Origin of the sequence: Neolewinella sp., from assembly GCF_965214665.1 — a bacterium.
In the GTDB taxonomy this organism is placed as follows: Bacteria; Bacteroidota; Bacteroidia; order Chitinophagales; family Saprospiraceae; genus Neolewinella.
Genome location: NZ_OZ243970.1, coordinates 1999063 through 2012027, shown reverse-complemented (window position 1 = coordinate 2012027; position 12965 = coordinate 1999063). Strand labels below are relative to the sequence as shown.

Sequence of the window (12965 nt, the reverse complement as noted above, 5' to 3'; positions counted from 1 at the left end):
GGGGGTAAAAGCCACAATAGGTGTTTTTAGGGTGAATGACCTTTACCAAACATCTAGCCGCCATGATTCCGCTACAGCGCCTTTTGTCGGTGGTAGCCGCCCTTGTTCTGCTGCCGCTGTTGCTGCCCGCCCAGGGCTTTAATTCCTTCGGTAAGAATAAGCCGAATTACGAGACCTTCGATTACGAGGTGTACGAATCGCCGCACTTCGAGCTCTACACCTATATCGACAATGAGGAGTGGCTCAGGCGCTTCCTGAACGATAGCGAGGAGTGGTACCGCAACCACCAGTACGTGCTGCGCGATACCATCGACTTCAAGAACCCGATGATTATCTACGCGAACCACGCGGACTTCCAGCAGACCAACGCCATCAGCGGAAGCATCGGCGAGGGTACCGGCGGAGTTACCGAGGCCTTCAAGAACCGGGTGGTACTGCCCGTAGCCCAGACCAACGCCCAGACCCACCACGTGCTGGGCCACGAGCTAGTGCACGCCTTTCAGTACGATATGGTCATCCGGGGCGATTCAACCAACCTACGCGACCTACAGAAGCTGCCGCTGTGGATGGTCGAGGGGCTGGCCGAGTACCTCAGCATCGGCTCCGTGGACCCCTTCACAGCCATGTGGATGCGTGACGCGGTGCTCAACGACGACGTTCCCAGCCTGAAGGACCTCAGCAGTGGCCGCTACTTTCCCTACCGCTACGGACAGGCCTTTTGGAGCTTCGTGACCGGACTGAAAGGGGATGATATCATCAATCCTTACTTCCGTACCACGGCGCAGATCGGCCTGGAGAAGGCCACGGCACTGGTGCTGGGCTACGACTTCGACGAGTTCAGTGACCTGTGGGAGGATGCGCTGCGTAAGACCTACGGCGAGCAGATCGGGGAGGCCAAGGCGGACCGCTTCGTGGGTACCGAGCTGATCGGCCCCGAGAAGAATGGCGGGCGCATCAACATTGCCCCGGAGGTGAGTCCCGACGGCAGGTACCTGATCTACCTTTCGGAGCAGGATCTGTTCAGTATTGATTTGTTCCTGGCCGACGCCCGTACGGGGGAGACCATCCGCAAGATCAAGACCTCCAGCCTGGGTACCCACGTCGATGCCCTCAGCTACATCGAAAACAGCGGTACGTGGAGCTCCGACAGCCGGCAGTTTGCCTATACCGCTACGAGCAAGGGGCAGAACATTCTGATTATCGCCGACGTGGAGCGGGGGAAGGTCGAGCGGGAGATCCGTCCCGTGGACCTGCCCGCCTTCAGCTTCCCGGCCTGGTCGCCGGACGGGCGCTCCATCGTGGTGTCCGGGTTGGTAGACGGGCAGACCGACCTCTATAGCATTGACGTACGTAGCAGTCGGGTGACCCAGTTGACGGACGATGTATACAGCGAGATTCACCCCGCCTGGTCGGCCGATGGCAGCACTCTGTACTTCAGCACCGACGCCCGTAGCATGCAGCGCAAGGAGCGGCCCTACGGTAACCTACGCTTTAACCTAGCTGCGCTGGATATGCAAACGCTGGAGAGCCGCGAGCTGCCTGTCTTCCCCGGTGCCGATAACCTCAATCCGGTGGAGGGTGCGGACGGCTGGCTGTACTTCCTCAGCAACCGCGACGGCTTCCGCAACGTGTACCGCTACGACCCGGTCACGAAGCAGGTGGAGCAACTGACGGACCTGATTACGGGCGTCTCCGGCATCACCCACTACGCGCCGGCCATGAGCATCGACCGGAGCCAGAACCGGCTGGTGTACACCTACTTCAACCAGAAGGGCTACAAGATCTACGGCACGCTGGTCGATAAGATGGAGGCTCGGCCGGTGGATAAGGACAGTGTGGACCTGAGTCCGGCGACCCTGCCCCGGCTCAACAAGCGGGCCGACGTAGTGGTGGACCGGCTCCTGACCGGCATGCAGAAAGAACCACTGCTGGCATCCAGCGACATTGTACGCAAGCCCTACAAACCCAAGTTCAAGCTAGACTACGTGAGCGGGGGCGCAGGTGCGGGGGTAGGCACGAACCAGACCTTCGGCACGACGACCGGACTGGCGGGCGGGGCGCAGTTCCTCTTCGGAGACATCCTGGGCAACAACCAGCTCTTTGCGGGCGTGAGTCTGAACGGGGAGATCACCGACTTCGGTGGTAGCGTAGCCTGGATCAACCGCAGGACGCGGTTCAACTACGGCGTCAGCCTGAGCCGGGTACCCTACCGCAATTTCGGTTTTCTGGAACCCTACCAGGACTCCATCGAGGTGGGCGACGGGCAGTACGCCGAGCTCATCAATGCGCCCTACCTGATCCAGCGACTGTACCAGAACCAGGTCGGTGCCTTCGCTTCCCTACCCTTCAATACAAACTTGCGGCTGGAGGGTAGTCTGAGCTATAGCCTGTTCAGCAACCGGGTAGACGAGTACGCGCGCTATTTCAATCCCGTGACCGGCTTTCCCATTCAGGCCAGCGTACAGCCCGAACGGCGCAAGGACCTGGAGCAGCCCGGATTTCAGCTCCTCAACGGCGGCGTAGCCCTGGTGGGGGATAATTCCAGTTTCGGCCTGACCGCACCAATCCGCGGGTCTCGCTTTCGCCTGGGCGTCGACCAATACTTGGGTGAATTTAACTTCACGGCCGTCAATGCCGACTACCGCAAGTACGCCTGGTTCGGCCGCGGGGCACTGGCCTTCCGTATGCTGCACTACGGCCGCTACGGTACCCAGGGCAACGACCTCTTCCCCCTCTACGCCGGTAGCCCCTGGTACATGCGCGGTCTCAACGGCAACGATGCCGTAGCCGCCCTGGACGGGGCCGGCCGCGACATCAGCGAGCTCATCGGTAGTAAGCTCTTCATCGGCAACGTGGAGCTACGTGTACCCTTTACCGGTCCGAAGCAGCTGGCCCTGATCAAATCCAAGTTTCTCTTCAGCGACCTCAACCTGTTCGTGGATGGTGGCCTGGCCTTTACCGACTTCAGCCAGCTTGGTAGCGGGCAGGAGGGGGAGGAGGGTACGGCCTTCGGTCCGGTGGCCCGGCCCATTTTCACCGCCGGGGTGAGTACGCGCATTAACGTGTTCGGTCAGTTGGTGGTGGAGCCTTACTTTGCGCGGCCGTTGATCAAAGACGCGAGCTGGTCGTTTGGGGTGAACCTGCTGCCGGGGTGGTAAAATGGTTCCCGGCTTCCAGCCGGGGCGACCGGGCTGTAGAGGCCCGGCCACTGAGCCGTACCGCGGATAGCCTAACGCCACTACCTTCGTCCTCCATGACCCTCCGCACCCGCGTCCCCGCCCTTCTGCTTGTTGTGCTGCTCGGGTGCAACGGCCCCCAAAACGACGCCTACCAACCCGCCCACCGCCTCAGCGGCGAGGCCATGGGCAGCTACTACCGCATCACCTACCTGGGCGAGGTGCTGCCGGGACTACAGGAGAGCGTGGATAGCCTGCTCGATGCCTACAACCTGGAGCTGTCGCCGTGGGTAGTGGAGAGTACGATCAGTCGGTTCAACCGCAGCGATACGGGGGTGAGCCTGGTCGGGACGGTACACTTTTTGCCGAACCTGGAGCTGGCCGAGCGGGTGGTGCGGGCCACGGACGGGGCCTACGATCCGACGGTAGCGCCACTGGTGAAGTTTTGGGGGTTTGGGGGTGGGCAGCAGCGGAAGACGGCCGTGGTGGATAGCGTGGCCTGGGATAGTGCGCGGGCGCAGGTGGGCTTCGACCTCATCCGTTTCGACGATGGCTTCCTGCATAAGGCGAAACCCGGGGTGCAGCTGGACCTGAATGCGAGTGCGAAGGGCTACGGGGTGGACCTGCTATCGGCGCTGCTCACGGAGCGCGGCCGGCCCGATCACCTCATCGACATCGGAGGCGAGATGCGTAGCGGGGGCACGAAGAACGGCAAGCCGTGGACGGTGGCGATCCGGCTACCGGAGGAAAATGCTACGGAGCTCGCCGCGGCGGGTACCTTGCCCCTGGAGCAGGGGAGGGCCATCGCCACGAGTGGTAATTACCTTAACTTCTACGAGGTGGAGGGGGAGAAGTACAGCCATACCATCGATCCGCGCACGGGGCGGGTGGAGCGTAACGCGCTGCTGAGTGCTAGTGTGCTGGCGCCCGACTGTGCTACGGCGGATGCCTTCGCGACGGCCTGTATGGTGGTGGGACCGGCGGGGGCGCTGGAGTTGGTGGAGGGGAACGGGGAGTTGGAGGGGTACTTTTTGGTGGGGGGTGCTGAGGGGGAGTTGGAGGTGGTGCGAAGTGAGGGGCTTGAGGAGTAGGGGCTCAAGGGGTGGCTACTCGTCTGCCGACTTCCCGCCTAGCGGGGTCGTCCGCCGAGATACTTACTGATGATATACTCGGCGGACGAGCGAAGCTGCGCAACGCTCGGCAGACGAGCAGCGGCCGAGTAGCTACACCCGCACGAGCCACCCGTGCGTATCCTCCACCTTCCCTACCCGCAGTCCATCAATGTACTGCTTGAGCATAGGGCCTATCTTGCGCTGCGCTACCGGTGGTAGCTGCATAAGGTGCTCCCCGTACTGTAGCTCGGAAATGTGACTGACGACCGCCGCCGTGCCCGCGCCGAAGGCTTCCTCTAGTTTGCCGGCTTTGGAGGCCGCCGCCACCTCGTCGATAGTAATGACCCGCTCGCTGACCGGAATACCCTTGTCCTTCAAAATCTGGATAAACATCTTCCGGGTGATGCCCCTGAGGATGGCCCCGTCGGTAGCCGGCGTAATCACCTCACCGTCAATCACGAAAAAGACATTCATGGTACCGACCTCCTGGATCTGCTTCTTATCCGGCCCGCCCATCCACAGCACCTGATCGAAGCCGCGTTGGTTGGCTTCGTGGACGGCCCTGAGACTACCTCCGTAGTTGCCGGCTGCCTTCGCCTCTCCGGTACCCCCGGGCACGGCGCGTACGTAGTGCTCTTCGACGACCAGACGGACGGGCTTTGCGTAGTAAGGCCCCACCGGTGCGGTGAAGATGCAGAAGCGGTAGGTCTCGCTGGGTCGCACGCCGATGAACTCATCCGTCGCGTACATGTAGGGGCGCAGGTAGAGCGCGCTACCCTCAGCGGGTGGGATCCAATCCTTATCCAGCGCCACAAGCTGGCTAATGGCCTCCACGAACCGATCCTCCGGGTACTCGGCCATCATCATGCGGCGGGCGCTGGCGTTGAGGCGCTTGGCGTGCTCTTCGGGACGCAGAAGCAGTGGCGTGCCATCCTGGTGTTTGCTGGCCTTCATACCCTCGAAGATGGCCTGTCCGTAGTGGAGCACCATACTGGCCGGGTGCATCGTGAAGTGGCCGAAGGGGATGATGCGCTCGTCGGTCCACTCGCCGTCGCGGTAGTCGCTGACGAACATGTGGTCGCTGAAGATCTTGCCGAAGGGCAGGTTACTGAAATCTACGCTATCGAGGCGGGACTGCTGGACGCGTTCGGTGCGGATCTGGGTGGTGGTCATTATCAATTTACCATTTACAATGGACAAGGTACAATGTACAATTTGCTGGCAGTGGTCTGCTTACCTTTGACACATGCTACCCTTTAATCTAATTGGTCAGCCGGAGGTTGGGCCGGCGCTGGAAAAGTTGGGTCCGGCGCGGGGGCTGGAGCTGCTGGTGGTGTACCACGGGGAGCTGTCGCGGCGGGCTTTTCTAAGTCGCATTCTGGCGGCGGCGGGCTACGACGCACCGGGCGAGCAGCTGCACCTGCTGGAGTGGCCGGCCGACCAAGACCTGGACCTAACGGGGCTGGTACGGGCGCTGGGGGTAACGAAAGTGATGCTGTTCGGCTACGAGTTAGCAGGTCTCGGCCTCCACTTCGAGGTCGCCAACTACTTCCCGCTGGAGGTAGGCGGGGTCACCTACCTAATCGCCGATAGCCTGGAGTACATTGAGGAGGCTAAGGCAGGGGGGGATAACCGGGCGGCCGGGGCGCTGTGGAACGGAATGAAGGAGCGCTTTGCGCGGTAGATCGGCTGTTGTTTAATTTAGCGGCTATGACAAAAGGAAACATCGACCTGGCGCTCTTCATCCTCCGGCTCTGGTTCGGGCTGGAGATGGCCTTTGCCCACGGGCTGGGTAAGATGATCAAGGTATTTAATGGCAATTTTCAGTTTCCGGACGTGATCGGCATCGGCTCTACCGCTAGCCTGATCCTGGCCGGCTCGGCGGAGTTCTTCGGGGGACTTCTGATCGCCTTCGGGTTTTTTACCCGCTTGGCTACGATACCTTACCTGATCACGATGCTCGTGGCTGCCTTTCTGGTCCACGCCGCCGCCGGTGACGAGTGGGGTAAGATCGCCAATCCCCTGCACTACGCCATCGCCGCCATCGTGATTTTGATCGCCGGGCCGGGCCGGTACTCGCTGGATCACCGGTTATTCGTCGATAAGATTAAGTAGAGTCAACGCGTTGCTTTGACGTAGACCCCTCGCTTACGCGTTTGGGGGTAGACCGCGTTGCGGATAGACCCTTCGGGTTAGACTCGTCTCGCAGGCACGACATGCGGTAGCTCTACCCGCGCAGCGGTCTACCCCCGAACGCGCCAGCGAGGGGTCTACCCCGTGCAACGCACGGGTCTACCTCCCAAAGGCGTAGTTCCCATTCACCGCAGTCCGGATATACTCCCCCCAGGTCAAATTATCCCGCCCCGGCTCCTGCGCCTGCGCCCGTTCGATGGCGTAGTTCGCCGCCGTCTCGATCACCCACTCGAAGTTCTCTTCGCCGACGCTGAACTTGTCCGCATCCGGGGCCGGATTACAGAAGTCGATGGCGTAGGGGATACCGTCGCGGATGGCGAACTCGACGGTGTTGAAGTCGTAGCCGAGCCAGTTATTGAGTTGGAGGACGTAGTCGTGGATGGTCTGTAGCATCTCCTGGCTTACGTCGTGCTGCACCTTGTAGCGATTCAGGAACTCGTTACGCGGCTCGTAGTGCATGATCTTGACGTACTTGCGCCCAATGCAGTAGCAGCGGAAGTAGCTGGTGAAGTCGATAGCTTCCTGTAGCATCATCACGAGCTGGCCGGTCTCGGCGTGGGCCTTCCAGAGCTCCTCGGGGCCGCCTAGTTTGTAGACGCTCTTCCAGCCGCCGCCGGCGTGGGGCTTCATGAAAGCGGGCCAGCCGATGTAGTTAAAAATGCTCTGCCAGTCCAGTGGGTAGGCCATGTTGGTGAAGCTCTCATCGCTGGTGTCGTCCGGCTTGGTGTGGCTGGGCAGCAGCACGGTCTTGGGCACGGGCACGCCGGCGGGGCCAACGGCTAGTACGTTATTGAAGAACTTCTCATCGGCACTCCACCAGAAGGGATTATTGATCACGGCGGTACCCGTAGCGGCGGCATTCTTGAGCATGGCCCGGTAGAAGGGCACGTCCTGACTGATGCGGTCGATGATGACGGCGTAGCCGGGGTTCAGTCCCTGTCCTACCTTGTCGATCTTGACCGGTTCGGCGCGGATGCCGTCTACGTTTTTATCATTGATGCGCTGGATGACGGCGGGCGGGAAGGAGCGTTCGCGGCCGTAGAGAATACCGATCTTTTTCATGGGGGGGGAGTGTGTTTACGGGTGCTAAGGTAAACTTCCAGCAGTTGTTTACACCTTGTTATCCGGGGGCGGGGCCGCAGGTGCAGCATATGTAGACAGGCAAGGATTTAACATATCTCACCGATACACCGAAGTAAACTATCGTCTACCTTTATTGGTGTACTCACCGCCCCACTCCATGAAGGGATTCTTACCGCCTGTGTTTTTGTCGTCTACGCCGGGCATTCTACTGTTCGTGCTGGCCAGCACCTGCGTACGCGCCCAGTCCCCCTTTCAGCTCTTCCAGCCGGGGGTGCAGTACCTGTACGAGAACGAAAACTACGTTCCACTAGATCAGGTATTCACCACGCAGTTTTACGGCGTGCGAGTGGATAGTCTTGGTTGTCAGGACCTCTACACCTCTCTCGCTTTTGACCAGGAGAGCGAACAGGCCTGTATCCATAAGGTACCCTCTCCGTTTGGCTACGCGGTATGCCAGGGGGTGGACAGTACGCTCATGAATTTTGCGGAACTGGGTCAGCTCGTCCTGTACCAGGGTGCTGCAACGGGCAGTACCTGGACGGCCCTGCGCAATGACTCGGTCACGGTGCGCGCAGTAGTAGAAGCGGTTAGGCAGGATTCCCTGTTTAACATTTCCGATTCGGTCAAGATCATCGCCTTGATCGATGGAGACGGAGACACTCTCTCGCGGATCAGTATAAGCCGTACGTACGGTCTGGTGGAGGGAACGTTCTTTTATGATCTACTGGGAGACTTGCCCCCGCTGCGATTAGCGGGCACCAGTCAGGACGAACTCGGTCTCCAGCTGCCGGCTGACGAGGTGTACGGTAGGGTACAGGTAGGAAACGAATACCATATCGATGAGGTGACTCCCGCCCGTCAAATTTCGCCTACCGATGATGCACTTTACGATCTACACCGACAACGTACGCTTACTGTTACCAGCGTTGACTCTTTAGCAGATGAGACGGTCACCTTCACTACGACCGGCGATCTACTCACTTTCGCTGTCCGTACCGATGGGTCCCGGCCGGGGCGCGACTCCGTACTCTACCGCGATACGATCATGCAGTGGGCGTACGCCTATCCCGACGCACTCAGAGGCCTTCAGCCCGGAGCACGCACCGTGACCGATAGCTTAATGGATGAGCTCGAATACCGGGTACGTTCACTCTTTCGAGGAGCCTGCGACCAGCTCAGCACACGCTTCACCTTCGAGGCTGACTTTCCCAGTGAGGCGGACTCGTGTGGTTACAACGACGCAGCACTGGACGGGGCGGCCCCCGGTGGCGTACAGGCCCCTTTCATCCCTTTCTCGTCGGACACGCTAGCCATTGGCATGTCGCCAGTACAGACCTTCATCCGGTATCTGGACGTGGAGGGAGTCCCCGCTTGCGGTACTCCTTATGATTTCTCCGATATCATCATCGGCGTACGCGAGTTCGACGCCGCCTTCGACGCTCAGTTCCAGGTCTTTCCCAATCCTACTAGCGGTCAGCTTAACGTGGTGCTTCCCGGTACGGCTAGCTACCAAGTCAGGCTCTACAATCTGGCGGGGTCGCAGGTGCAGAGCCAGTGGATGCGCGGCGGGAGCCAACAGTCACTGTTTACCGAAACGTTGCCTGTGGGTAGTTACTTTTTGGTGGTGTTTGAGGGGGGGCGTGTGGTGGGCCGGCGTCAGGTAATCGCGACCCCCTAAAAATCATCATCCCCACCACCGCCACCATCTCCCCGTCGGTCGCCCTCCCGGCGCTGGCCGAGCTGGTTGAGGCTATACTGGAAGCCGAGGTACAGGATGCGGCTCTCCCGCTGAAACTCACTGCGGGTCACAATGCCACCCGTCTCCGTCGTAAAGCGGTAGCGGCGCTGGTTGAACACGTCGGTGACGCGCAGGGTCACGCTGGCTCTATCGTTGAGGATGTCCTTGCGGAAACCCATGTCCAGACTCTGGATCGACTCAATGCGCCCCTGCGGCCGCACGCCGGGCGAGCGGTAGAAGTAGGTGAACTGCGCATCCACGTCCCAGGGAAGTTTGTAGCTGCCCTGTACGTTGCCGCTAAACAGGTAGCCGTTCTGGTCGATGTTCTCGTTGTCGCTCTGCCCTGTGATTTCGGAGCGGTAGGCGTTGCCGCTAATCGTCAGGTCCAGTTTCTGGGTAGGGCGGTAGGTGGTGATGACTTCCACGCCGTAGTCGCGGCCACTGTCTAGGTTCGCCCGGGTACTCAGGGAGACACCGCCCTCCTGGATGCGGGTGATGCGGCTGATGATGTCCATCAGCCCCCGGTAGTACACCCCGCCGGTGAAGGTGCCCTTGCCGTACTCCTGCTGCACGTTCAGCTCGAAACTGTTGATGAGCTCGGGCAGTAGGAAGGGGTTCCCGGAGCGTAGGTTGAAGGGATCGCCACGGTCCACAAAGGGGTTGAGGGCCCAGGCCCGCGGCCGCTCGATGCGCCGGCTGTAGCTGGCCTGTAGGGTAGTATTGTCGTCGAAGGCATAGCCCACGAATACGCTGGGGTAGACCTTGAAGTAGTCGTTCTCGAAGGTCTCGATGTTGGGTTCCAGCAGCCGGCTGGTGGTGTAGGCCTGCTCGGCGCGCAGGCCGGCGTTGAAGGTGATCTTGTCGATGGTGCCCCCGAAAGTGGCGTAGAGGGCGTGTACGTCCTCGTCGTAGGCGAATAGGTTACTCAGGCTGTCGATGGTCAGGAAATCCTGATTGCGGAACAGCTGAAAGGCCGCGTCCTCCTCCAGGCGCTGGATGGTGGTACGCCAGCCGGTAGTGAGCTTGAAGTCGCCAAACGACTGCTCGTAGTCCAACTGCGTGAGGAACTGGCTCCGGCCCTCCAGAGCGGGCGACCGCTGCAGGTCCGTCGAAAGCGGAGCGCCGAAGGCATCGAAGATGATCTCGTCGTAGTTCTCGATCTCCTCCTCGTCGTTTTCGCTGTACTGGGCCTGGAAGGTGAGCCGCCGGCCCTCCTGCTTGAAGTTCTGGGTGTAGTTGGCCTGCACCTCCCAGTCGGTCTCCTCGCTGGGTTCGGTCTCGGTGCGCTGCTGGGTACGGTCCAGGGCGCCCTCACTGTCGAAGAAGTCGGTAGTGCGCAGGTTATTATTGTCGCCGGTTTCCAGTTGTAGGTTTCCCTGGATGGCTACGGTGGCCAGCGGGCTCAGGGCATACTCCGTGCCGAGTTTAAAGAGCTGACTCTGCCGCACCCGGTCGCCATTGAAGTCAAAGTAGCGGCTAAAGGTCGAGTCGCCCAGCGTCCCGGTTTGCTCCCGAAAGCCCCGAAAGAAGCGCTCGTCGTAGCGCCCGGCCACCCCGGCAAAGGAGTTAAACTTACCCACCCGCCAGTTCAGGTCCACGTTACCGTCGTACTTATTGTTGGTGCCCGCGTTGAGGTTGACCGATACGTTGAAGCCGTCCTCCTGCTTTTTGTTCAGTACGATGTTGATGATACCGGCCGTGCCCTCGGGGTCGAAGGCCGCCCCGGGATTGGTGATCACCTCCACCCGCTCGATACTGGCCGAGGGCAGGGATTTCAGGTAGGTAGCCGGGTCACTCCCCACGATACCGCTCGGCCGGCCGTTGATCAGGAAGCGTACCCCCTCGCTACCGCGTAGGCTCACATTCCCCTCCAGGTCGACCGTGATACCGGGTATCTGCCGCAGGAGGTCCTCGGCCGAGCCGCCACTGGCCGCCACGCTCTTTTCCACGTTAAAGGATTTGCGGTCCAGCCCCAGTTCCATGATGGCCCGGTCGGCGGTCACCACCACCTCGTCCAGGTTGGTAGCCCCGCCGGCCGCCAGGTCGATCTCTCCGACCCGTAGAAAGCGCTCGCTGTCGTTGAGCTCCAGCATCATCTCCTCGCCCTCGTAGCCGATAAAGGTCACCTCCAGGCGGTAGTCCCCGTATTTTAGTCCAGTGATGGTAAAGTTGCCGTCGATGTCCGAAGTAGCGCCACTGACCAGTTCCCCGTCATCAACCGTATATACCGCGACATTGGCAAAACCTACGGGTTCGTCCGTGGCCTCATCTCTGAGTTGCCCGCCCACACCTCCAGTATTCGGGGCTAGTGAGGGCGCATCCGTTTGGGCGCGGACGCAGGTGCAAAGGAATAGTAGCAGGGTGGTATAAATCAGCTTCATGGGATTGACCTCTTAAGGTGGATAGTTAAAACGTGGTACCACAGCTACCGTTCGTCCGAACCGTAGAGCGCAATGCCCCAACCGTCGAACAATCCCGCCATCATCCCAAACGAACCCCGCTCCACCCACTCGGTTATCCCCACCATGCCCACCTTCAGCAACCCCGCCCTGGCCGCCGCCTTTACCGACCCCGGCGGCTCCTTTGCCGGTACCGATCTACGCATCACCCTACCCCTGACCCGCGCCCTGCTCAACGAGGTGCTCGCCGCCCGCCCCGGCGGCACCCCCATCAGCGAGCTCTACCTCGATCCCGAGGCGGGAAACAAATTCCGTGTTCACCTGGCCGCCAACGCCCCGATTATCGGCCGCGTCACCCGCCGCATCACCCTGGTGCCCGGCCCCCCGGTGAGCTTTCCGGAGCAGCCCTGGCTACAGTTTGCGATCACCGACGGACTGAAATTCCTCGACAAGCCCCTCATCAATCTGGTGCAGGGACTGGTAGAGTCGCGTCTACCCCGGGGCGTCGACATCAACAGTAGCCTGATCCGCCTCCACGTACCCGCCCTGCTGACGCACCTGGGATACCGGCAGTTCGTGCCCCTGCTACACCGCGTTCACCTCACCAGTCAGGCTAACCACCTACTCCTAGACATCCATCTCCTCGCACAACCCGATCAAGTTTAAGCCCATGCATCCCGTACTTCAGCACCTCATCGATACCGATTTTTCCGACCTTCAGGGCAGCTCCGTGGAGGGGCAGTTTGTCGTCACCGATGAGTTGGTCAACCTTGGCCTACACGAACTCGTCAGCCAGCTCACTAAGCCTGCTTCGGCCACGTCCACCGCACCTGCGGCCCCGCCCGCTTCCCAGACTACTGAACTACCCGATCCGAAACTACTACTGCGAAAGGTGAAGATTGAGCACCTTCAGTACCGAACGGAGGCGGGGCGGACGGTGTTGGAGATAAAGGCAGGGGTATAGAAGGTTGTGTATTCGGCAGCTACTCCGTACCTTTGCGCTCCAAATCAAAAAATTATGACCGCTTAATGCTAATTATCAACGTACGCGAAGGCGAGAATATCGACCGCGCCCTGAAGCGCTACAAGCGCAAATCCATCAATACCCGCGTGATCCGTGAATTGCGCAACCGCCGCGAATTCACCAAGCCCAGCGTGAAGCGCCGCAAGGAAAAACTGAAGGCAGAATACCGCCTGGAAAAATACGGCGAGCGGTAGGTTATCCCCTGCCCCATCACCCGAAATGACGAACGGCCCGTGGAAC

11 protein-coding genes are annotated in these 12965 nt (G+C 60.4%); 8 read left to right on the top strand and 3 right to left on the bottom strand.

Features of this window, described 5'->3' with window-relative positions; translation table 11 throughout:
- The first annotated feature begins 35 nt into the window (after nucleotides 1–35).
- Both ACOOHD_RS08895 and ACOOHD_RS08890 read left to right on the top strand, forming a co-directional pair.
- On the top strand, nucleotides 36–3158 hold the full coding sequence (locus ACOOHD_RS08895; RefSeq protein WP_420461217.1) for a hypothetical protein: 3123 nt from the start codon (nucleotides 36–38) through the stop codon (nucleotides 3156–3158).
- A 95-nt stretch (nucleotides 3159–3253) separates the two neighbouring features.
- Nucleotides 3254–4267, top strand: coding sequence for an FAD:protein FMN transferase (locus tag ACOOHD_RS08890; protein ID WP_420461216.1), 1014 nt, complete (start codon nucleotides 3254–3256; stop codon nucleotides 4265–4267).
- Between the two features lie 132 nt (nucleotides 4268–4399).
- Here the strand turns inward: ACOOHD_RS08890 and ACOOHD_RS08885 are convergent, their stop codons facing one another.
- Nucleotides 4400–5461 (bottom strand): branched-chain amino acid aminotransferase, encoded by a 1062-nt coding sequence (locus tag ACOOHD_RS08885; protein WP_420461215.1) that lies wholly within the window; start codon nucleotides 5459–5461, stop codon nucleotides 4400–4402.
- Nucleotides 5462–5534: 73 nt separating this feature from the next.
- Between ACOOHD_RS08885 and ACOOHD_RS08880 the strand changes: the two genes are divergently transcribed.
- The gene (locus tag ACOOHD_RS08880) at nucleotides 5535–5972 is read left to right on the top strand and encodes a hypothetical protein (RefSeq protein ID WP_420461214.1); all 438 of its coding nucleotides are present in this window, start codon (nucleotides 5535–5537) and stop codon (nucleotides 5970–5972) included.
- A gap of 26 nt (nucleotides 5973–5998) precedes the next feature.
- Nucleotides 5999–6403: a DoxX family protein gene (locus ACOOHD_RS08875; RefSeq protein WP_420461213.1), complete on the top strand. Its 405-nt coding sequence runs from the start codon at nucleotides 5999–6001 to the stop codon at nucleotides 6401–6403.
- A gap of 177 nt (nucleotides 6404–6580) precedes the next feature.
- Here the strand turns inward: ACOOHD_RS08875 and ACOOHD_RS08870 are convergent, their stop codons facing one another.
- Entirely contained in the window at nucleotides 6581–7543 is a 963-nt protein-coding gene (locus tag ACOOHD_RS08870; protein WP_420461212.1) for an ATP-grasp domain-containing protein, read from the bottom strand.
- Nucleotides 7544–7721: 178 nt separating this feature from the next.
- Between ACOOHD_RS08870 and ACOOHD_RS08865 the strand changes: the two genes are divergently transcribed.
- Nucleotides 7722–9242, top strand: coding sequence for a T9SS type A sorting domain-containing protein (locus ACOOHD_RS08865; RefSeq protein WP_420461211.1), 1521 nt, complete (start codon nucleotides 7722–7724; stop codon nucleotides 9240–9242).
- On the opposite strand, the gene ACOOHD_RS08860 is transcribed toward ACOOHD_RS08865, so the two are convergent.
- Entirely contained in the window at nucleotides 9239–11683 is a 2445-nt protein-coding gene (locus ACOOHD_RS08860; RefSeq protein ID WP_420461210.1) for a TonB-dependent receptor domain-containing protein, read from the bottom strand. The genes ACOOHD_RS08865 and ACOOHD_RS08860 overlap by 4 nt on opposite strands.
- 72 nt (nucleotides 11684–11755) lie before the next feature.
- Here ACOOHD_RS08860 and ACOOHD_RS08855 point away from each other — a divergent pair, with 72 nt between their 5' ends.
- The 3 genes from ACOOHD_RS08855 to rpsU all read left to right on the top strand — a co-directional run bounded on the left by ACOOHD_RS08855 (nucleotide 11756) and on the right by rpsU (nucleotide 12919).
- The gene (locus ACOOHD_RS08855) at nucleotides 11756–12367 is read left to right on the top strand and encodes a hypothetical protein (RefSeq protein WP_420461209.1); all 612 of its coding nucleotides are present in this window, start codon (nucleotides 11756–11758) and stop codon (nucleotides 12365–12367) included.
- A gap of 4 nt (nucleotides 12368–12371) precedes the next feature.
- Nucleotides 12372–12665 carry a hypothetical protein gene (locus ACOOHD_RS08850; RefSeq protein ID WP_420461208.1) on the top strand — a complete coding sequence of 98 codons (294 nt, stop codon included), beginning with the start codon at nucleotides 12372–12374 and terminating at the stop codon, nucleotides 12663–12665.
- Nucleotides 12666–12730: 65 nt separating this feature from the next.
- A complete protein-coding gene (gene rpsU / locus ACOOHD_RS08845) occupies nucleotides 12731–12919 on the top strand; it encodes a 30S ribosomal protein S21 (protein ID WP_420461207.1) in 189 nt (62 codons plus the stop codon).
- The last annotated feature ends 46 nt before the right edge of the window (nucleotides 12920–12965 follow it).